Raw genomic sequence first — 22,947 nt, forward strand, 5'->3', positions numbered from 1 at the left:
TTTTAAAATTGTACTTTAATACTAGCTCCTACTTCACGAATTGTAGGGTGTGCTCCTGATTGATATCCTTGAATGTTCCCTGCACTTAATCCTGCTTCCGGATCTGACCAAGGTACATTTTTATGGATAATCCATAAGTTACGTCCAATTGCCGACACCGATAATTTCTTAATAAAAGTACTATTCAGTAATCTTTCTGGCAAATCATAAGTTAACGTTACATTTCTTAACTTAACAAACGATGCATCATATATGTGAGCTTCTCTTGGAGCTGTTCCTGTTAAATACCCCCATGGATTTCCTCTACCATTACCATTACTAGCATCTACACGAATATCATTTGGTGACCCATCTTGTTTTACTCCTGGCAGAATAACTCCACCTCCATTTGCTATTGTGTTTCTCACAGGATTACCTAAATCATTTAGACCTGAAGTAAAGTTATCATATAATCCTGTTGCATATCCATACCATGTATCAAGCGAGAATACGTCTCCTCCTTTTTGAAAGTCAATTAAAAAACTTAGACTCAAGTTTTTATATGACACCATATTCTTTATACCCCCAGTCCAATCCGGGTTCATATTTCCTATTACAGTTGTACTTGGTGAAGCTAAATATTGTCCGTTTGCCCCAACAACTTTATTTCCATTATCATCATAAACAAATCCTGTTCCTCTAATCACACCATAAGCTTCTCCTACTTGAGCACCTACAGAAATTGAAGCCTGCATACCTGCTAATTGTAAATAGTCTACACCATCAGCTAATTTCAATACTTCATTCTTATTTTTTGCAAAATTAAACCCTAATCGCCATGTAAAATCTTCTGATTTTACAGGAACAACATTTAATGAAGCTTCAATTCCTTTATTAACCATATCTCCTGCATTCATCCAGATTGAAGATGCTCCAGAAGAAGATGATACATCAACCGGTGTAATTAAATCTACTGTTTTTCTATTGTAATAAGAAACGTCAAAACTTACTCTGTTTTTAAACATTGCCATCTCTAAACCTACTTCAAACTCATTCATTGATTCCGGTTTAAGGAATTGATTTTTAAAACGAGATGGGTTTGTTGCTGAACCAACACCATTAAATGAAGCATTCAAAGCATAGGTATTATACAGATTATATAGATCTGTATCATTACCCACTTTAGCATAATTCGCTCTCAATTTACCAAAATTGATAAATGATCCTTTCATTAATTCTGAAAACACAAAACTCCCGGAAACTGATGGATACCAATATCTATTCTGAGCTCCGCTCCATAAAGACGAAGATCTATCTGTTCTAATCGATCCATCTAAATAAAATAGATTGTAAAAACCAAAACTTGCTCTAGCATACATCCCATCTACTTTCTTTGTCCCTCTAAATTGAGTAATATCTTCAGCTGTCAAAGCATTTTTAGAATTCGCTAAAGTATATAATCCAGGAATACTTAATCCTCCATTGGTTATTCCAATAAAACGATCGACTTTCTCCACACGTAGATTCCATCCTGCATTGGCATCTAAAGTAATATCCTCCGTAATATTTTTATTTACATTAAAAATTACATCATAGTTATTTTCAGAAACAGATTGTTTAAAATACATGTACTCTCCAAGAGATCCAGCAGATCCTACGGCTACTCTTCCTTCTCTTACTTCGTCATAATTATCAAAAGCATATCTACCCGTAACACTTAACCAACTATTTATTTTATAATCTAAAGACGCATTTCCCGTATAACGGTCACGAGAATCATTTTGATAATTCTCATACCTCATCCAGTAATAGTTATCCGTATATTGTGGAGAATTATTCGTTAAACTTTTAACATTCCAAGATGCATTTTTCTTTGTTAACAAATAAGCTTGTTCCTGTTCTTTTAAATCAACATTCACCTGCCACCATTGGCGAAAAGCCTGCATTGGATTTAAACCATCATATCCAGTTCCTACACGTCCTTTTCCTTTATTATTCGTATATATTATACTTCCTGTAGCTTTTAACTTATCTGTCAATTTATAATCTCCGCTAAAACTTAAAGTATTTCTCTTTAATTCGCTATTAACTAAATTTCCATTCGTTAAATTATTTGTAAAACCAACTCTAAATCCTCCATCATCGTTACTTCCTGAAAAGGATGCTGAATTTACAAAAGTTGAAGAAATTCCCCATATAGAGTTAGGATCGTTCTTTGCTGCAACCCAAGGTGTTGCCATACCGAATTGAGGCATTCCTTCAAATAAGGAATTCCATTGATAAACCATTAAATTTGGATCGAATGCTGCTCCATATGAAGCATCGGCTCCGAATTGTGTAACAAATGAATTATTTGGCCCTACTGTGAAATAAGGATTATCAGGATGTCCCCCATCTGCAATAGATAATGGTCCGTAACCTGCTCCGTATTTTTTCTGGTATCGAGGTAAAGTTGCTTTATCTGCTGACCCTACTGTTACTGCAGAATTAAACTCGACACCAATCCCTTTACTCTTTTTTCCTTTTTTAGTGGTAATCATGATAACACCATTCTGTCCTCTAGAACCGTAAAGCGCAGTCGCTGCAGCTCCTTTTAATACATTTAATGTCTCAATATCATTCGGGTTAATATCCGAAGCCGCATTTCCATAATCAAAACCACCTCTACCTGTTGTTTGATTGGCAGTATTATATGTTCCATTATTAATTGGTGTGCCATCTACAACAACTAAAGCTTGGTTATTTCCGAACAAAGAACCAAAACCACGAATAACCATATTAGATGAACCTCCCATCGTACCAGAAGATTTAATATCTAACCCTGCTACTTCTCCTGATAATGCATCAGCAAAATTTGATACAGGTGTAGCTGAAATCGTTTCTCCTGATACTTGTTGAGTAGAGTATCCTAATGATTTTTTGTCACGTGTAATTCCCAATGCAGTTACTACTGCTCCTTCCAATTCTATTGTTTCCGTTTTCTTTAATGAAACGTTATAAGTGGAAGAACTCCCTACAACAAATGTTTGTGTCGGTAATCCAATGGATTCAACAGTAATTTTATCTCCCTCATTTGCTCCAATACTAAATTTTCCATCTTCACCAGTAACGACTTCCTTTCCTGAAGAAGTTGTTACTAGAGCATCAGCAACTGGAAAACCATCTGGATCAGTTACAGTTCCTGTAACTGTCTTTTCTTGCGCATATAAAGAAGTTCCTAAAAGAATCCCTCCCAATACAAACAAGTTTTTTAAATTTCTCCTCATTTGTTAAAATATTTTTAAAACTATCATAAACTTAAGATTTCTCTAACATTTACAAAACTTTTTTTTATTAAAGTTTTAGAATTTTGTTAAAAATTTAAAAAATATCTCAAACTTTTATCATATTAAGAAATAGAACAATTCATTTTTTACATGATTTACATCAGAAGACAATGATGATATGAAGTTTTATTACTAAAGAGTTATACACTTTATTGGTAAAACACAATATGATTTGAATACAACAAAACATAATTTCCAATTGTACTTTTCCTTGAATGTTTATACTTTTGGAAAAAATAGCATTGGAAAAAGTATTGACAAACTTCAAATATGAAATAGGGTGTGATGAAGCTGGAAGAGGATGCTTAAGCGGCCCTGTTGTAGCAGCTGCCGTAATATTAGGAGAAAATTTTGAAAATGATATCATTAACGATTCTAAGCAACTATCTGAAAAGAAAAGAAAATCATTAAGATCTTTTATAGAAACTCATGCAAAATTTTGGGCAATTGGTATTGTTTGGCCTTCTGAAATTGATAAAATCAATATTCTTAATGCCAGCTTTCTGGCTATGCACCGCGCAATTGATCAATTAGACTGTCCAAAAGAGATGATCATCGTTGATGGAAATAGATTTAATCCTTATCACGATATACCTCACCAATGTATTGTAAAAGGTGATTCAAAGTATATGAATATCGCAGCAGCTTCCATCTTAGCCAAGACTTACCGAGATGAATATATGGAAAAAATTCATGATGAATTTCCTATGTATGATTGGAAACAAAATAAAGGATATCCAACAAAGGCCCATCGTTCTGCTATAAAGGAATACGGGGCTACTCCTTATCATCGAATGAGTTTTAGATTATTACCGGAACAATTGAATTTGGATTTGTAAATAAAAAGAGAGAGAGACCTTAAGGTCTCTCTCTCTTTTTATTTACACTAGCTTTATTTTTTCGTTACTTTTTGTGTATAAGTTCTTTTATCTGTTTTGATATTTAACAAATAAATTCCTTTCGGATAATTCGACAAATCGATTTTCGTTTCTTTTTTATCCATTTTTTTCGTTTCTGTTAACAATTTCCCTCCCATATCATAAACCTGATAACCAACAATTGATTCTTTACTTGATAATGTTACAAAATCTGTTGTCGGGTTTGGATATATTGAAAACTCTACTTTACTAAGATCTTCTAATCCCAATGAATTACAATTTATTTCTGCTATCCAACCTTTTAGTTCCAATCCTCCATCTGATCTAAATCTAACAGTAATGGCACCTGAATCGTCCGTAGAGACAAATGGTCCGGGAATTTTATTTCCGTTCAGTTCTTTTCCATCAGGAAATAATTTGGCTACAGTTGGAGTTGCTCCGTTATAAATATTCATATAATCATATAATTCTCCTTGCTCACTTGCAGGCTCTATGTCAAATTCTGTGAATGTAATTGAGACTTTTTCTCCTGCTACCAGCGGTTTAAAGATTTTCGTCACATTCTCATTAGGAGAATAATTTCCATTTGGTCCTCCAGAGTCATAATACAAATCTCCATTACAATAATCTCCGGGAATCTCTATAATCCTTGTTACCGCTGAAGAATTTGATGTCTCAGAACATTTATTTGCGACTTCTATTCTATAATAAGCATTTCTATCTAAGTTATCAAAAGTTAGTGTTTTAGAAGTCGTTTCTTTCCATTGTGCATCGGCAGCGCCAATTTTTTGAAATTTGTAAATCCAAGCAGTTCCAACATCATCATTTAAAGTATAAGTAATTGTACGGTCGTTTAAAGAGCCTGTTACAGATTTTATAGTTTGTTGACACGTCATGCTGCAATCTGTACTTAAACAAATTTTTCCGTCAACAGTTGCACGAATTAAATTTGCCGGTTGTTTTCCAAACCCATTCGAGAAATTAATCCCAACTCCTCCTATTAAATGACAATAACTCATGATAGTTCCCTTATCTGCATATGGAATAGGACCAATAGCACAATCTCCATCCGGGTATCCAGCCTGCGCTCCACAACCATCAATTTGAGTATTATCTCCGTTCCATGCACATGCGTGTGTATGTGGAGAACCTAAAGCATGTCCCATTTCATGAGTCATCGCCATAATCGTCCAAGAATAAACAGGTACATCATTATACGTCATATTAATTCCTGAATAGGCATAATGATAATCATTGTTACACATTGAATTTAGGTATGCTACAGAAGTCGTTGAAGGATAATTTACTAAATGTGCAAAATCTCCGTCAAAATCTGTTCTCGTTGTTCTGAACCTATTTAACTGTGCATTATAATCTCCTGTATACGGATCTTGTTCTTTCCAAATCATTACCTTAGATAGAGAGGTTCTAATGTAATCGTTTGTATAAAGTGTTGCTATATTGTTATGAATTGCCGTTAGCCAATCTAATGTCTTTGTTTCATCCAATCCATTTTGTTTATATGGTGCATACGCAATCTCATAGTAGACACGAACACATTTTTCTGTCATTTCGTTCGTGCTCTTTTGTAAGATTTTAGGATCATAATTGGGTTTGTAGTTTTTATTTTCCTCCAATTGATCTACAGCGCACTTCACATTGTTTTTGGCTTCTACATTATAAGAAGAATACGTTACATACTCTTCAGAATTTTGTAATTTTCCAATTACCACATCTCCTAAAGCTGTAGAAGATGCTACACCAATTACCTGATCTTTAAAGATAGAAATCGCTACAACAGATGTGTTATCTCCACCAATGATTCCTTGATAATATACACCAGGCTGATAATTAATCAATTGATTGTTTTGATCAACAGCTCTAAAATTATCTGTGAATAATGCTTCATTTTTTACCAATTCTAAACTGATTTCACGTCCTTCAAATGGAACTTCCAATGTGAGTGTAACCGGTTTTGCCTGATATAATTTAGATAATTCTGCTTTTTCTAAATTAAATACGGAAACACCTTTTGCAAAATCAGTGAATTGATTTCCTTTTTGCTGTATAGCGCTGCTAAATACATTGTACGATTTAAAACTGCGACTTGTTAATTTAGCTTGTTCTACCTTCTTTGGAATTGGTTGTAGCTGTCCAAATGATAAAGTACTAAATACAAATGCAATTAAAAGTAAAATTAATTTCTTCATATTTTTTTGTGTTAATTGATGTAAATATATCTCTTTTCATTTTTTAAGCATAAAAAAAGAGCAGATAATTTTTCTGCTCTTCTTGTTTCTTTTTACTATAATACAATATTTTATATTCTTACCATGTCCGGAACTAAAATTTCATACTTCCCTCCATTTCGCATTACATCTCGTACGATACTCGAGCTAATGTAAGCCTTACCTGAAGATGTTAACAAGAAAATAGTTTCTATATTATGATTTGTAATCGCTCGATTTGTATGTGCAATTGCTTTTTCAAACTCAAAATCAGCCGGATTGCGAAGTCCTCGTAAAATAAACTGTGCGTTTACTTCATCACAAAAATCAACTGTTAAACCTTTGTATGCCATCACTTCTACATTTTCAAATTTTGCGACTGAATCTTCAATAAACTTAATTCTTTGCTCCAATGAAAACATATAATTTTTAGAAGAGTTTGTTCCTATCGCAACGATAATCTTATCAAACAAAGGAACTGCACGCTCTATAATATCTAAATGTCCTAATGTTATCGGATCAAAAGATCCGGGAAAAACAGCTATTCTATCCATGGAGATCTTCTACTTAAAGCTAATTCTATTTCACTATCCATCAGATCTTCTAATGCAATTCCTGCATGAGCCGCTTGCTGAGGGAAAATACTTGCAGGAGAAAACCCCGGTAATGTATTCATTTCGATAAAATGCGGTTCTCCATTCACAATAATATATTCTGAACGTGAAAAACCAGACATATCGATACATTTATAAGCTTTTTCAGCAACTTCTCGAACGCGTTGTTCTACCTCTACTGTCAAACGTGCCGGCGTAATTTCATCTGATAAACCATTGTATTTCGCATCATAATCAAAGAATTCGGTGTGCGGGACAATTTCTGTAATTCCTAAAACCATTGTTTTGCCTTTATAGTTTAATACACCTACAGAAACTTCTGTTCCATCTAAAAAAGATTCAACCAAAACTTCTTTGTCTTCATGGAACGCTTTTTCCATCGCTGCTTCAAACTCTTCTCGTTTATGAACTTTAGATATTCCTAAACTAGAACCTGAACGATTAGGTTTCACAAAACAAGGTAAACCAACCTGGTCGATAATTTCTGCAACCGAATACTGATCTCCTTTGTTAATATAAATTGATTTCGCATGAGGAATACCATACTTACTCAATACTGCAATACAATCTTTTTTATTGAATGTTAAGGCAGATTGATAAAAAGGGCAACCATTATAAGGTAGACCAATCATTTCAAAATATGCTTGCAGATAACCATCTTCTCCCGGTGTACCATGAATGGTGTTAAAAACAACATCAAACATTCTTTTTTCACCATTTTTCTCAAATGAAAAATCACCTTTATTGATCGGATATTTTTCACCATCAATTTCGGCATACCAACCTTCTTTTAAGATTCGAACTCTTGTTTTGTCGTATTTTTCCGAATTAAGACTTGCGTAAATTAGTTCGCAACTTTTCAACGAAACCACACTTTCGTCCGAGTATCCACCTGCTACAACTGCTACTCTTAACATGTTTAATTTAAAATTTATTCAAATATAGAACTTTGACATCAATCATAAATATTATTTTTAAACTATATTTGTCCGACAATTTATCATTTCAATGAAAGGAGTAAAATCAATCATTCAAGTTTTGCTGAATATAGCCATCGTTGTAGCGCTATCATTTGGGCTTTACCATTTTATTTTTAACGTTTGGTTAGATTCGTATACAAATCACAATGAATTTGTTGAAGTTCCGGATTTATCAAAAATGAATATTACTGATGCTACAGCTAAGTTAGAAGAACTTGGGTTAACATATGAAGTAGATAGTTCTCGTTTTGATCCCAATACAAAACCTTTTTCAATTATGGATTTTTATCCGGCAGCACAATCTCGTGTAAAAGAAGGTCGTCGTATTTTTATCAAATCAAATCCAAAAACTTACCGTCCCGTAGAATTACCCGATTTAATTGGAAAATCGAAACGTTTGGCTTTTACACAATTAGAAATATCAGGGCTTAAAATTGGAAAAATTATTTATGAACCAGACTTAGCAAAAGATGCAGTTCTTAAAATATTATATAACGGAAAAATTGTTAAAGCCGGAGAACAATTACCTCGCTTTGCTACCGTGGATTTAGTTTTAGGACGCGGAATGTTATCTGGTGTACGAATGCCAAACTTAATCAATTTAACATTGACAGATGCTAAAAAATCGATCAAAGATAATTTCTTTGAAATCGGACAGATTAAATTTATTGGAGCATCTAACGATACGATTAACGCAAGGGTGGTGTATCAATTCCCATTTGCAACAGATACCTATGACCAAGGACAACCGATCGACCTTTGGTTATCAACAGAACCTCGTGATAAAATTAGAACACAATTGAAAGAGCTGGATATTCAGTACAAGAATTTCGGTGAAGATACAATAAGAGGTTCGCAATACAGAGATATTATAACACAAAAAGCTGAGCAACAAATAAAAGATTTGCAGCAACAACAAAATAATCCAACAACGGAACAGCCTAAGCCAACAGAAGCGCCTAAAGCTCCGGAAGAAGTGATTATAGAATAGAAAAAAAATGACAGAAGATTTAGAAGATTTCTTACAAGAGGAAGACGACAATAAATTATACGAACATTTCTCAATAACGGTTGACAAAGGTCAATCGTTATTGCGTATTGACAAGTTCTTAATGGTTCGAATTGAGAATGCGACACGAAATAAGATACAACAAGCGGCAGATAACGGGAATATTTTAGTGAATAATGCACCTGTTAAATCAAATTACAAAGTGAAACCCGGTGATTTTATTCAAATCATGTTAGAAACTCCTCCTCGTGAGAATGAAGTTTTAGCAGAAGATATTCCGATCAAAATCATTTATGAAGATGATCAGGTTGTTGTAATAGATAAAGAACCAGGAATGGTTGTACATCCCGGACATGGAAATTACAAAGGTACATTAGTGAATGCTTTGAAATTCCATTTTGATAATTTGCCTTCAATGTCAGAGCAAATGGAACGTCCCGGATTAGTACATCGTATCGATAAAGACACAAGCGGATTATTAGTCATCGCAAAAACGGAAGTTGCTATGACTAGTTTAGCAGAACAATTCGCAGCACATACTACTGATCGTTTATACAATGCTTTGGTTTGGGGAGTTGTGAGTGAAAAAGAAGGAACAATTACCGGACATATTGGTCGACACTTAAAGGATCGTATGCAAATGGCTGTTTTCGAAGATGGTTCGCAAGGTAAACACGCGGTAACCCATTACAAAGTTTTGGAGAATTTTTCATACGTGACTTTCGTAGAATGTAAATTGGAAACTGGTCGAACACACCAAATTCGTGCCCACTTCAAACATTTAGGACATCCTTTATTTAATGACACCCGTTATGGAGGTGATCGTATTTTGAAAGGAACAACTTTCAACAAATACAAACAGTTTGTTGACAACTGTTTTGCAGCATGCCCTCGTCAAGCTTTACATGCACGTACCTTAGGTTTTGATCATCCAACAACCGGAGAACGTATGTATTTTGAATCTCCTTTACCTGCAGATATTTTAGATATTCTGGAACGTTGGAGAAATTACTCGATCAATTCTGTACATGCAACAGAGCCTGAAGAGAAAATTGATCGTAATGCAAAAGAAATGGAATAATCATTTTTAAAATCATAAAAAAGCACTTCAAGAGAAGTGCTTTTTTATTCCTTTCATTTTATAAAATCTATATTTTCACAATTCTTGTATTCATCTTCTTCAATAATTTAGTATCATTTCTTAAAGTTCCCGGTGAAATACTGAAATATTTTTTAAACGCATTACTAAAATTAGAAAGATTGATATATCCACATTTTCGACTTATTTCTTCTATTGTCAATTCTGTATCAAGAAGAAAACGTTTGGCTTTGTTCATTCTTAAATCCTGTAAATATCCAAAAATCGTCGTTCCAAAAACACTCTTAAATCCTACTTTTAGTTTTGTTTCATTAATTCCGATTCTTTTCGAAAGTTCCTTTATTGTAATCGGGCGATTCATACAATCAGTAATAAGCTGGGCAGCATGTTTTATACAATCAATATCCCGTGTTGAAAGTTTTATCGGATAACTTTCATTTGTTTCTTCAAAACAATAAGCAATAATTTCCCTGATTTTTGATTCAAGATATAGTTTACGGGTAAGTCCTTCATAACAACAACATTCAATATCCTGGATGGCTAATAATATTTTTGAGTTCAGCTTGATATTATTATCGGTAAGACCAACACTTCTATGCTGTACAATCTGAGTAAGAAATGAATCCAATTTTTGATTTTCGCCCCAATACTCACTTAGCATTTTCAATGGAAAATGAATGTCAAAAGTACTATACTCATCCTCTTTATGAAAGGAGATCTCTGATTTTTCATCGCTTGGTGCGACATAAATCATATTTCCTGTCATGGGGGCAACCTCCTCCGAAGCGATAAAAGAATTTTTATAATATATAGCTGATCCTGAAAGGTTAAAATGTAATTCTAAAAAAGGATCTTTTGAAAAGCAATCCAATATCAGGTCATTTTTCATACAATAATTTGTCCTTACGACAGCCAAACCTTCTTTGATTATTTCTTCATCGATTGAGACATTAACATTATCCTCTAAGAAATTATTTTTAACCATATTATCCTTTATTTCGTCAGCAGCTGAAAACTGACGTTGATTGATTATTTCTAAAAAATCAAAAGCATCTACTCTATAACTCATACGGAACCTTTATTCGTAAATATTAAAACCAAATTCGTAATAATACTTCAACCTTAACAAAATATTTTTGCATAAAGATATGTTATTTAAATTTATTCTAAATAAAAATATGATTAAATACTTCCTACTTCTACTCTTCATTAGCTCAGCAGCGTTTGCTTGCGATATCTCTTTTTCTCTGAATAAAGAAAATGGTACTTCAATAAAAAACGCTTCACTAGTTATTGACAATAAGAAGTTAACTTTAAATGCAAACGGAGAAACTAATCTTGTTGATATAAATAAAGGAACTTATTACATCGAAATCTATGAAAACGACGAACTTATCGATACTCAAACACTAAGTATAGATTGTACCACAAAACATTACCAAATTATTGTTCTAAATGATACAACTGAAAAACTAGAAGAAGTTATCATCCGTTCGCAGTCAATTAAACAAAAACTGGAAAATTCTCCTTTCTCTGTTCAGGTTATCGATATGAAAACGCAATATGACAGATCAGGTGATGTTGGTAATCTTCTTAATCGAGCAGCTGGAATAAAAGTTCGTACCAACGGAAATCTTGGCTCTGAAACTCAAATAAATCTAGGAGGTTTACAAGGAAAAGCCATTCGGATATTCAAAGACGGAATACCTGTGGAGCTATTTGGTCATGGATTCAATATTGGAACAATACCAACCAATATGCTAGAACGCGTCGAAGTATACAAAGGAGCAATGCCTGTTTATCTAGCTTCTGACGCTTTGGGTGGGGGAATCAACTTGGTAACACGAAATCCTACCTCTAATCTGATGGAAGCTTCTTATGAAATAGGTTCTTTTAACACACATCGGGTTACTGCAAATGTTTTTATTACAGGTAAAAATCCTTCCCATTATGTCGGATTAAACACTGCCTATAATTATTCAGATAATAATTATAAGGTTAACACTCCATTTATTGCTTCGGAAACAGGACAAAAATACTATAAAGAAGTGAAACGGTTCCATGATGCTACAAAGTCCTATTATGGAGAAGTTTTTACAGGAATTAGAGGTAAAAAATGGGCTGATGATGTAAAGTTTTCTTTCATCTTTTCAGATTTCTATAAAGAGATACAAAATGACAGTGAAATGGGTAAAGTCTACGGTAAACCTTTTAACAAAGAACAAAATTATGCCGCATTAGTATCCTATAAAAAAGAATTGCTTGACAAGCGATTAAAAATAAATTCGACATTTAATTACAGTCATTTTAATACCCGACTTATTGATACAGCAACTGTTCGCTACGATTGGGATGGAAAAATCATCTTGAAGGATCAAGTTATAGGAGAAATCAATAAAGGAGGGAGTAATCAACGCTTACGTTATGATCTTTTTTCGAGTAGAATTAGTGCTACGTATGAAATAAAAGACAACCATTTTGTTGAATTAGGAGAACTTTTTTATTATCAAAGAAGAAAAGGAAGTGATCCTTTAGGAGCTGTTTCTCCAGTTTACAATATTGATGTTTTGACTATTCCGGCAACTTATCAAAAAAACATATTAGCACTTGCTTTGCGTTCGCTGTGGTTGGATAAAAAAGTTGAAAGTATTTTCGCCGTTAAACATTACAACAGTAAAACCGAAGGCTTTACCACTGATAAGTTCAATTTTGCCTGGCAGTCTTCCAAATCGAATAATTTACTGGGTTATTTGGGAGGCTTTAAATGGAACAATGATCAATTTCTCACTAAGCTATCTTACGAATACGCTACGCGTTTACCGGATGAGTTTGAAGTATTTGGAGACGGAGTCTTAATCAAAGAAAATCTTGATCTCAATCCGGAGAAAAGTCATAATGTCAATTTAAACGCTCAATATGTCTATGGCAACAAAAAAAACAATGGAACTGTTGCGACAAATCTTTTCTACCGTAAAGTGAAAGATGCTATTTTTCTACAACCTGATATTCCTTATAATCGTTACATCAATTTTCATCAGGTCGAAATCAAAGGAATTGAAATTGAAGCAACTTATAACATAAACAATCAAATCGATTTCGGTTTCAATGGCACATATCAAGATATTCGTCGTATTAACGAAAAGGCAGAATTTAAAATATACGAAGGTTCACGGGTTGCCAATATTCCTTTTTTATTTGGAAATGTCTTTTTAAATGGCCATCTCAACAATATCTTAAAAACTAAAGACCGATTAAGCTTGCGATGGAACCTTAATTATGTGCATCGTTTTTACTTAACTGATATTCCTAAAAGCCAAGAGCCTTCTCTTTTCGGAGAAGCCACAGAAGTTAGCTCTGAACTAATTATTCCTAACGATGGAAGATTGGGACAATTTTCGCATGACATCGGTCTTTATTATCAGTTTTCAAACAAAAAAATCAGAACATCTTTAGAGATGATGAACCTTGGAAATGAAAAACTTTATGACAATTTCAATGTACAAAAACCCGGGCGTTCTATTCATTTTAAAATCATTTATAATTTTTTTTAAATCATTCAAAATCATGAAAAAATTTTCATTAAAACTTATTGCTACAGTCGTATTATCAACCTCTTTTTTATATTCGTGTAAAAGTGACGATGACTCCACAACGGATCCAAATCCAACCGAAAATACGGATGCTCTTCCAAAAGACGAAACATGGGTCATTTTCAACGGTACTGAAAAATGGTCAGGAGGAATTTATGCACTGGGCGATAATAAAGCACGCGAAATTAATCTATCTACTATTCCCTTCTACCAGGTGGGATATTCGGCAGGAGGTCGTGTCATTAATAATGTATTATACAAAAAAGATGGTGCTGTTTCCAGTGACATCGGAATTTCTAAATATAAACTAGAGTCAGGAAAATTCTCTGCCAATGGTTTTATCAGTACACCAAACAATACTTATGAAACAAACTATTTGGTTGTAAGTTCTTCTGAAGGTTATTATTGGGATCTTTCTGCCGGTGGATTAAAAATTCAGAAGTTCAATCCTGAAACAATGCAACGAACGGGAGAAATAGATCTTTCATCATTATCAAATGGTAGTCCTTATGAAGCTGCGGGTCAATTAATTTTAGCTAAAAGAGATAATAAATTGTATGTTGATGTACAACACGGAACACGAGGAACCGCATGGCAGGTTACGCCTACTGTTCAAAAAGCTGAAATTGCAGTATATGATTTAGGCACGAATAAAATAGAAAGTGTTACAGCATATACAGGAGCAACCAACCTTGGTCTATTTGCCGATCATGTTTTATGGAGTATAGATGACATTACCAAAGATTTGTATGTCGTTGCAATTGGTGATATGAGAGCACAGACTCCTGAATCAAAGATATTACGTATCAAAAATGGCGAGACAAAATTTGATCCCAACTTCGAAATAAAAATATCTGATTATCAATACCCAAGTGATTTTAATAGAATTTTTGCACACAACAATAAAGTTTATACGACAATTTCTAGCAGACCTACATCTTACTACGGAGGAGGACAACACGGCGTTAGTTACAGACAAGATATTTGGTACTGGACAGAAATTGATGTAAACAGTAAAAAAGCAACAAGGTTAGAAATGCTACCTGATAATTTCTATTCGTATCAAAATCCCTTTTACCACAAAGGAAATATTTACTTTATTTCGAACAATACAACTGAAAATTTCGCAGGTGCTTACCAATATAATCCTCAAACAGGAAAAACGAAAGAAACATTCCGTCTAAAAGGTAGTGGTCGATTAATGGGCTTTAATATTATTGATAACAAATAAAACATGGAAAATATATCTAAAAAAATAGGGATTGGCATAAGCTATTTATTTCGAGCCTTTTTAGCCTATGTTTATATTCCTCATGGTTATGAAAAATTAACTATGACAATTGATCCTCAGGAATATATTGATTTTGGTTTAAAGGGTGATTTTTTAGATTTCTATCTCATTTGGGAAAGAACAGGTTTTATCTGGGTAATTGGTATGGCTCAATTAATAGGAGGTTTACTTTTATTACCCAAAAGAACTTATTTCTTTGGAGCAATATGGTTATTTCCGGTTTCTGTAGGCATGTTTTTTAGTCATGTCTACATTAGTCACGCAATGGATTTCCTTTATTTCGATTTGATAATTCTGGTTTTGAACCTGTACTTAATCTTTGAACATTTTAATTTATTGAAAACAGTTTTCTTTCAACCTCAAAAAACATGGATTTAAAAACAATGTTACTATGGAAAATAGACAGAAATTAAATGATTCGCACAATCTCTTGCTAAATCTATTCGTGAGAGAGTGTAATTCTTGGTATTTTTTTGATATTGTACCTAAATATGATGAATATCTTGCTTTTTATATGCAGTCTTGTTCTGATTCAACGTTTATACGTTTTGATTTAAAACAAGAACATAAAACACTCTACCTTCCGATTCATTACAAATCCTTATCAGGAATGCATATTTTCAGTAATGAAATAGGTATTCGAAATGATAAATTTGGAAAAATATCAACTCTTGACCTAAGAGAAGCTTTATTACTCTTGGCACAAGAATATTTTCCTGAATTAACTTTAATTGATATTGATGCCATTAACCACAACCTTACTGGTACCTACAACAACCTGGTTCAAACACAAATTTCTAACCTCATCCCGGAATTCAGATCTATTTCAGCCATTCCGACTGAAGAAAATACAAAAGATCACTGTATCAGCAATTTTGTCCATGAATATTCCACCAAAGAGGAATTGAATGCCATGTTACAGCTTGTTTCGGTCTATGCTCAAAATAGTAAAACAGATAGCAGCAATGCTGCAACGAAATGGCTGAAGCATTATACAAACTGTCTTCTCGATCTCGCCATAAAAGCCTATGTAGAAGAAGGAAAAATTATTGTTCCGAATCTATTGAATACACGGTTAGAAACAGATGAAAACGGACAACCTAAAAAACTATATTCTTCGAGCCAAGAAATTATATGTTCAAAAAGCGAGTTACCGGAACAGTTCAATTTTGAGAAAATTGAACACTTTCTTCAAACACAGCTTCTTACGCATCATCTCTTTCCAATTGCCAGAGCGCTCAGTTTATTAGGTTTAAATACAGAAGAAGATCTTTTAGAATCGGTCTCAAAATCTATCATTGCTTTTTGGCAACAATATCCAAATCATGAAAACTTTATAATGAATCATACCATATACGTCGATTCATTTTTACCTTCCGTTTTTTCAAGACAAAATTCCAATTATTTTTATGGTCGAATTCATAGACATAATCATTTAATCAATACCCAATATTATTCCGATCATCTTATTCATCCACAAAAAGGATCTCTTGTTCACAAGCGCTATTTTGAAAACAGTACAATGGAAATTGGTATACGTGCTTTTGATATCACAACCGATTTAGAGGTTTTATATGAATGGGTAAATAAAGATTATGCAAAAAAATTCTGGGAAATGGATGGTCCTATCGAAGAATTGGAAGAAGCTTATATTAAACATCTTGGCGTTGATTATTCACACCCTTATATAGGAACACTGAATGGAGAACCTATTTTTACATTGGAATTGTATTGGGCTATAAAAGATGAGGTTGGAAAATATTATCCTTTCCATCCCGGAGATTATGGCTTTCATATGCTTATAGCCCCCGCAAATAAAAAAATCAAGAATTTTTCTTATTATGCGCTTACCATGTGTATGGAGTATTTCTTTTCTCATGCACAAGTACATCGAATGATTGGCGAAGCTTCTGTAGAACATGCCGGAACTCACAACCTGATTACCAAAGTTGGATGCGAATTCAACAAAGCACTTAGATTACCTTATAAAACCTCTAACCTTACATTTCTAAGCAGAGAAATGTATAAAGAAGCTGTACAAGATGTATTGGATAATTCATGTACAGAAATCTACCTTAAAGTTTAACTTAAAAAGAAACTATTATGAATCCTAAAATATACGATGTCATAGGAATCGGGATTGGACCTTTCAATCTTGGAATGGCAGCTTTATCAAATCAATTACCCCTAGATACATTATTTTTTGATCAATCTCCTTCATTTGATTGGCATAGAGGATTAATGATAAATGGTTGCACCTTACAAGTTCCTTATATTGCAGACCTTGTAACTTCTGTAGAACCGACCAATAAATTCAGCTATCTGAATTACTTGGTCGCGAATAATCGTTTATTTAAGTTCTGTATCAGAGAAACTTTTTACATTACCCGTACTGAATATAATAAATATTGTAAGTGGGTTGCATCACAATTACCTCAACTTAAATTCAGTCATCGGATAAAAAACATAGAATACACAAAACAACATAATGGTGTATACGAAATTACTGTTCACGATCTGATAGAAAAGACCACAAAATTATATTACACCCGAAAACTGATTATAGGAACAGGAACTGTTCCCTGTGTTCCTTCCTTTACTAAGGAATGTACCAATGAGAGAGTTTTTCATTCCTCTCAGTACACGTATAGAAAAAAGTACATCAAGCCTGAAAGTACAATTTCAGTAATTGGTTCGGGACAAAGTGCCGCTGAAATTTTTCAAGATCTTTTAAACGGATTAGATGATCAGAAACTAAAAATTAATTGGATTACAGAAGCTGAACGGTTTTTCCCCATGGAAAACTCTAAATTAACCTTTGAGCATACTTCCCCTGATTATCTTTCATTTTTCCATTCGCTGCCGGAAAAGAAACGTCATGAGATTGTCAATAAACAAGATGCTTTATACAAGGGTATTAATCAAGACCTTATTGATACAATTTATGATGAATTATATCATTTAGAACTTTATCGACAAGAACCTTTACCGATACGTATTCTCCCTAATACCAGATTAGAAGCTTTAAAAGGAGATAAATTTTCCGGATTTGATATGGAACTTTTTCATAAAATACTCGAAGAATCTTACAACCTTCATACAGATTATGTTATCCTGGCTACCGGATATAAATACCAGGAACCTGAGTTTTTACAACATGTCAACCATCTGATCAATCGTGATTGCTTTGGTAAAATGCAAGCAGATGCAACCTATAATATCAATAAAGAAGATAAAAATCTTTATATACTAAATGTCGAATTAGCATCACACGGTATTTTAACATCTGACCTAGGAATGGGACCATATCGCAATGCGATTATCTTGAATGATATATTAGGTTATGAACATTTTAAACTGGAAAAGAAAATTACGTTCCAGGATTTTGGTCTCCCTCAAGATGTAACATCTATTTCAGAATTATTTAGTTTACAAGATTAAAATATGACGAATTGTGCTATAAAAAAGGAAAGGTTTATCCCAATAGATGTAATAAAAACAATTGCAGTTTTTATTATGATTTTTATCCATGTGCTTATCATGTATGCATCAGAAGCTACCATTTTGTCTAACTTTTCGAAATGGCTGTTATTTATTCTAGAAGGAATAGGAGCTCCTGCCTTCATATTCTGCATGGGAGTATCTATCGTTTTATCTGATAAGAAAAACGCGGCTACTATTCTAAAGCGCGGCATAAAACTATTTATCACAGGCTATATACTGAATATTTTAAAATTTTATCCCACAATCAAACTGCTTCAGGTTTTTCCTGAAGCCTTTTTTACAGACACGAATCGATTAAATGATACAAAAGGATTAATTGGTTTTCTGTTGATTGGTGATATTCTGCAATTTGCAGCAATTGCCTATATCATCTGTTCTTTTATAATGCCATATATCCGTCTATTCCCTTATTTAGGAATAATACTATGCATAAGTATTTTTATTATCGCTCCTCAACTCTATCACTATGAAAACTCATCTTATTTATTGAGCTTTATTTATGGTAAAAGTCACCAGGTTTATTTTCCTCTTTTTCCTTGGATAGGTTTCTCTTTCTTAGGACTTTCTATCGGAGTTTGGATCGAGAATTTAAAACTTAAACAAAATATCTCTTATTTGTTTTTATTTCTAACAGTTGTAGGAATCATATTATTTATCTCTGGGTTTCACTCTTTTGATTACAGCATTAATCAATATTTTTCAACAGATTATTATCACAGAACTACAGGAATATTAATCATGTACAGTGGTGAACTTCTTTTACTACTATCATTGATCTATTTCATTTCACATAAACTGTCAGAAGAAGTCCTTCGTTTTTTCGCTTTTTGTTCGAAAAATGTGACCAATATTTATATCATTCAATGGATTCTAATTTATTGGGGGTGGTATTTTGTTTCGTATCGATCACAATCGTGGGATACTTTAAGTTTATGTTTTATGATCATTACAGCTCTCACATTTAGTTTGAGCTATCTCAAAAAAATTATTCATTTTAATTAAAATTATGTTATGAGTTCAGAACGTTTTGAATTGATTGAATTATCCTTATATGTCAGCAGAAAAGAATACCTAACACCTCATTATATCAGGGTTTATTTACAAGGAGAAGGAGTAGAACAGCTAAAAAATACGACAATTGGAGTAAACAATAAAATACTTATCCCGCCCAAAGGGATTTCCACCATTCATTTTCCAAAAATAGACTACAAAAAAATGCAATGGATTCCTTTACCCAAAGAAATTCGTCCAATTATTCGTACTTATACCCATCGCGGATTCGATATTGATAAAAAAGAAATTTGGATTGATTTTGTAGCGCATGGAGATGAAGGCCCTGCATCATCATGGGCCATAAATGCAAAAAAAGGAGATCTCTTGGGAGTTTTAATGGCAGAAGGGAAAACAGAACTTTACAAAAATTCTAAAAATTATATTTTAGTCGGTGATGCTACCGGAATTCCTGTTATCAGTACTATTTTAGAAGATTTACCATCTTCTGCAACCGGAACATGTTTAATTGAAGTTTTTGATGAAAGTGACAAACAGGATTTAATTACCAAAGCTTCTATTGAATTTATCTGGCTTTATAACAGTCATCCACAAAAGGGAAGTGAGTTAGCCAATCAGCTAAAGAAAATACCTTTACCTGAAGAAGACCGGTTTGCTTATATAGCAGCCGAATACACTACAGTAAAAAATAGTCGCCATTATCTTCGTAAAGATAAATTATGGAATATTGACGAAGTCAACGCTTATTCGTATTGGAAATCCGGAACATCAGAAGACAAATCGGAACAAGACAGGAGAAAAGAAAATACGACCGAATAACTGTTTTTTTTATAACAATCGTTACAAAATTCCAAATGGACGAATTTCTCATTTCTTTGAAATTTATCACATCATCTTTTTGTACATTCTTTTCTATCGAATATCTGACGTAAAACGATCTAACAAATACAGAAGATGGCCAAATAACCTGTAATCTTCTCTTTTCTAAGACCACTAATTTTATTTTTTAACTATTTATATAAAAGTTTTAGAAAAAATTACGAAAGATATTCAATCAAAAAAGCACCTCATAAGAGGTGCTTTTTACATTTAAAATATACTGTATTTTAATTCGTCGTTACTAAAAGAGATTACTCCTTTATATCGTCAGCATATCGGTCAACAATCATAGTCAATGCGCCATCTGTCGTAATGTTACATGCTGTTCCAAAACTATCTTGCAAAGCAAATATGGTTAAAATCAAAGCTACTCCCGCTTCATCAAAACCTAAAACATTTGAAATTAACCCCAACGATGCTACAACTGTCCCTCCCGGAACTCCCGGTGCACCAACTGCAAAAACACCTAGAAGTACTATAAATGTCACCATTGTTCCCAAATCAGGAATATGGCCATACAACACCTGAGAAACTGTCATAACGAAAAAAACTTCTGTTAAAACAGAACCGCATAAATGTGTGTTCGAAAAAAAAGGAATCGTAAAATTAGAGATTGATGGCTTGACAACTTTGCTATCGTTCACCGCTTTTACAGCAACACCTAAAGATGCCGCCGAAGACATTGTTCCAACAGCCGTTAAATAAACCGACGGATAATACTTCAATAATTTCAAAGGATTTGTTTTGTGATAAAATCCTGCTATTGTATACATCAACGTCATCCAGATAAAATGTCCTACAATTACAATTAAAATAACCTTCAGGAAAACAGGTAATTGTTTTTCAATTGATCCCTCATAACTCAGTATTGCAAAGTTCGCTGCAATGAAAAAAGGTAAGATTGGAATTAAAACTTTATTCACTAAAAGAATCACAATATCTTTGAACTGATCAAACATCTTTTCCAGTTCTTTTGCTTTTGTAATCAAAATTCCCATTCCCAACATCAATGATATAACCAATGCTGTCATCACAGAAAAAACGGGAGGTATATCCAATTGAAATAATAATTTAGGAACTTCTCTTAAATTGTCAACGGAAGTTGGAACCGATAAATTCGGAATGATTTGATAACCTGCACTCATTGAAAATAATCCCGCACCTATCGAGGATAAATACGCAATCAACAACGAAAAGCCTACAATTTTTGCAGAACCTTCATTTAATTTTGTGATGGATGAAACGATAAAACCTATTACAATTAACGGAACTAAGAAAAAGATCAATTGCCCTGTAAAATATTTTAGCGATAGAACAACCTGGATGGAACTTTCGTTTAAATAATTTCCTAAAACTAAACCGGCTATTACACCCAAAAGCAATCTAAATAAAGTATTGCTTGCAATCTTTTTTAACATTTGACTCAAATTTGCGACAAATATAAACTCTATTAATTTAATAGACTAAATATATTTACTCTTTTTCCAAACCACCAAGCAAATAGATTTCGACCATTCCATCGCTATAAAACAATTGAAGTTTATCTTCTGAAAATTTATTTTTTAAAAATTGAACGGTAGATAAACCTTTAAAATCTGTATAAATAACAGAGAAGTCTTCACAATTAATAACAAAGCTATAGCCTTCGGCCGGAATGAAAACATGTTTTTGATTTTTTGATTCAAATTGGAATTCATCAAGGTTAAAATTGAGCCTGTTCCATTGATTGATAAAATACTTTTCTGAACAGTTTTTTCCATTCATATAAAGTTCAGCAACATGAAGCTCTCTTCCATTATTTGGTTCATCATACCCAATAATTCTTAGCTCAATATTCTGATCAGTTGATTTGTATACAATCATTCAAATTATTCATTATCACAACATCTTCTCAATCCAATTATAAATTGAAAAAAGTTGTTTTTGCATTAATTCAATTGGTAATTTACACCAACTGCTACATTAAAATTTTTAATATAAGAAGCTTCACTAAATTTTGTAAAACCCCAAGAAAAACGTAACCCTAATTCCAATTTATTATTCAATTGATACCCTACACCAGAAACTGCCGCTACCTGAAAATGTTTGACATTTTCTATTTTACCATTTTGTAAAGGAATCTCATTTAATTTATCATGATAATTACCATGTGCAGAAATCAAATAAGCCAATTCCGGCCCTACTTCTACATAGACTTTACGAGGTTGATATTTCAATAACAAAGGAAGTTTTATGAGATGCATTTTATATTTAAAATCAAAACGAGGTTGAGTTGTCTGTTCATTCTCAATTCCCCCAAAATACTCGGAAAAAGTAAGGTTAACATTGTTAAAAGATTGAAACGAATAAAACAGCTCAGGTTGGAAGCTAAAAGCATTATACAGCGGAAGATTATAAAAAATTCCGATATAAAAACCGTATTGATTTTGATTGTCTCCTATTTCAGCTTTTGTAATTCCTGTTGTCTGTAATCCTGCTTTTAACCCAAAAACTTGTTGAGCTTTAACATTCATCATCACAAGAAATAAGGTAGATAAAAAGATTTTTTTCATTGCCGTC

At 33.1% G+C, this 22,947-nt stretch carries 18 protein-coding genes; 10 read left to right on the top strand and 8 right to left on the bottom strand.

Going from position 1 to position 22,947, the window contains the following annotated elements; all coding sequences use genetic code 11:
* Positions 1 to 2 precede the first annotated feature (2 nt).
* On the bottom strand, positions 3 to 3,245 hold the full coding sequence (locus H277_RS0112150; RefSeq protein WP_019975870.1) for a SusC/RagA family TonB-linked outer membrane protein: 3,243 nt from the start codon (positions 3,243 to 3,245) through the stop codon (positions 3 to 5).
* Positions 3,246 to 3,520: 275 nt separating this feature from the next.
* Here H277_RS0112150 and H277_RS0112155 point away from each other — a divergent pair, with 275 nt between their 5' ends.
* Positions 3,521 to 4,144, top strand: a complete 624-nt coding sequence (locus tag H277_RS0112155) for a ribonuclease HII (RefSeq protein ID WP_019975871.1) — start codon at positions 3,521 to 3,523, stop codon at positions 4,142 to 4,144.
* Positions 4,145 to 4,197: 53 nt separating this feature from the next.
* Here the strand turns inward: H277_RS0112155 and H277_RS0112160 are convergent, their stop codons facing one another.
* The 3 genes from H277_RS0112160 to H277_RS0112170 form a co-directional block, all read right to left on the bottom strand.
* Positions 4,198 to 6,393: a T9SS type A sorting domain-containing protein gene (locus H277_RS0112160; protein ID WP_019975872.1), complete on the bottom strand. Its 2,196-nt coding sequence runs from the start codon at positions 6,391 to 6,393 to the stop codon at positions 4,198 to 4,200.
* A 110-nt stretch (positions 6,394 to 6,503) separates the two neighbouring features.
* Positions 6,504 to 6,965, bottom strand: coding sequence for a pantetheine-phosphate adenylyltransferase (coaD, locus tag H277_RS0112165; protein WP_019975873.1), 462 nt, complete (start codon positions 6,963 to 6,965; stop codon positions 6,504 to 6,506).
* Complete coding sequence (locus H277_RS0112170; RefSeq protein ID WP_019975874.1) at positions 6,953 to 7,942, bottom strand: D-alanine--D-alanine ligase; 990 nt, start codon at positions 7,940 to 7,942, stop codon at positions 6,953 to 6,955. Before H277_RS0112170 ends, coaD begins: the two co-directional genes overlap by 13 nt.
* A gap of 91 nt (positions 7,943 to 8,033) precedes the next feature.
* On the opposite strand from H277_RS0112170, the gene H277_RS0112175 reads away from it, so the two are divergent.
* Both H277_RS0112175 and H277_RS0112180 read left to right on the top strand, forming a co-directional pair.
* Entirely contained in the window at positions 8,034 to 8,996 is a 963-nt protein-coding gene (locus tag H277_RS0112175) for a PASTA domain-containing protein (protein WP_019975875.1), read from the top strand.
* A gap of 7 nt (positions 8,997 to 9,003) precedes the next feature.
* The gene (locus H277_RS0112180; RefSeq protein ID WP_019975876.1) at positions 9,004 to 10,095 is read left to right on the top strand and encodes an RluA family pseudouridine synthase; all 1,092 of its coding nucleotides are present in this window, start codon (positions 9,004 to 9,006) and stop codon (positions 10,093 to 10,095) included.
* 67 nt (positions 10,096 to 10,162) lie between these two features.
* On the opposite strand, the gene H277_RS19020 is transcribed toward H277_RS0112180, so the two are convergent.
* Entirely contained in the window at positions 10,163 to 11,182 is a 1,020-nt protein-coding gene (locus H277_RS19020; RefSeq protein WP_019975877.1) for a helix-turn-helix transcriptional regulator, read from the bottom strand.
* Positions 11,183 to 11,291: 109 nt separating this feature from the next.
* Here H277_RS19020 and H277_RS0112190 point away from each other — a divergent pair, with 109 nt between their 5' ends.
* Genes H277_RS0112190 through H277_RS0112220 form a run of 7 tightly spaced genes read left to right on the top strand, consistent with a single transcriptional unit; the run spans position 11,292 to position 20,328 of the window.
* The gene (locus H277_RS0112190; RefSeq protein WP_146810790.1) at positions 11,292 to 13,664 is read left to right on the top strand and encodes a TonB-dependent receptor plug domain-containing protein; all 2,373 of its coding nucleotides are present in this window, start codon (positions 11,292 to 11,294) and stop codon (positions 13,662 to 13,664) included.
* 13 nt (positions 13,665 to 13,677) lie between these two features.
* The gene (locus H277_RS0112195) at positions 13,678 to 14,934 is read left to right on the top strand and encodes a hypothetical protein (protein WP_244874893.1); all 1,257 of its coding nucleotides are present in this window, start codon (positions 13,678 to 13,680) and stop codon (positions 14,932 to 14,934) included.
* A gap of 3 nt (positions 14,935 to 14,937) precedes the next feature.
* On the top strand, positions 14,938 to 15,372 hold the full coding sequence (locus H277_RS0112200; RefSeq protein ID WP_019975880.1) for a DoxX family membrane protein: 435 nt from the start codon (positions 14,938 to 14,940) through the stop codon (positions 15,370 to 15,372).
* Between the two features lie 13 nt (positions 15,373 to 15,385).
* The gene (locus H277_RS0112205) at positions 15,386 to 17,080 is read left to right on the top strand and encodes a GNAT family N-acetyltransferase (RefSeq protein ID WP_019975881.1); all 1,695 of its coding nucleotides are present in this window, start codon (positions 15,386 to 15,388) and stop codon (positions 17,078 to 17,080) included.
* 17 nt (positions 17,081 to 17,097) lie between these two features.
* A complete protein-coding gene (locus tag H277_RS0112210) occupies positions 17,098 to 18,435 on the top strand; it encodes a lysine N(6)-hydroxylase/L-ornithine N(5)-oxygenase family protein (RefSeq protein WP_019975882.1) in 1,338 nt (445 codons plus the stop codon).
* Positions 18,436 to 18,438: 3 nt separating this feature from the next.
* On the top strand, positions 18,439 to 19,500 hold the full coding sequence (locus tag H277_RS0112215) for a heparan-alpha-glucosaminide N-acetyltransferase domain-containing protein (RefSeq protein ID WP_019975883.1): 1,062 nt from the start codon (positions 18,439 to 18,441) through the stop codon (positions 19,498 to 19,500).
* A 9-nt stretch (positions 19,501 to 19,509) separates the two neighbouring features.
* On the top strand, positions 19,510 to 20,328 hold the full coding sequence (locus H277_RS0112220; protein WP_019975884.1) for a siderophore-interacting protein: 819 nt from the start codon (positions 19,510 to 19,512) through the stop codon (positions 20,326 to 20,328).
* A 311-nt stretch (positions 20,329 to 20,639) separates the two neighbouring features.
* Here H277_RS0112220 and H277_RS0112225 read toward each other — a convergent pair whose 3' ends face one another.
* The 3 genes from H277_RS0112225 to H277_RS0112235 all read right to left on the bottom strand — a co-directional run bounded on the left by H277_RS0112225 (position 20,640) and on the right by H277_RS0112235 (position 22,940).
* Positions 20,640 to 21,806, bottom strand: coding sequence for a dicarboxylate/amino acid:cation symporter (locus tag H277_RS0112225; protein WP_019975885.1), 1,167 nt, complete (start codon positions 21,804 to 21,806; stop codon positions 20,640 to 20,642).
* Between the two features lie 55 nt (positions 21,807 to 21,861).
* Positions 21,862 to 22,251 carry a hypothetical protein gene (locus H277_RS0112230; protein ID WP_019975886.1) on the bottom strand — a complete coding sequence of 130 codons (390 nt, stop codon included), beginning with the start codon at positions 22,249 to 22,251 and terminating at the stop codon, positions 21,862 to 21,864.
* A gap of 65 nt (positions 22,252 to 22,316) precedes the next feature.
* On the bottom strand, positions 22,317 to 22,940 hold the full coding sequence (locus H277_RS0112235) for a porin family protein (RefSeq protein WP_019975887.1): 624 nt from the start codon (positions 22,938 to 22,940) through the stop codon (positions 22,317 to 22,319).
* Positions 22,941 to 22,947: the final 7 nt, after the last annotated feature.

This window comes from Empedobacter brevis NBRC 14943 = ATCC 43319 (assembly GCF_000382425.1).
In the GTDB taxonomy this organism is placed as follows: domain Bacteria; phylum Bacteroidota; class Bacteroidia; order Flavobacteriales; family Weeksellaceae; genus Empedobacter; species Empedobacter brevis.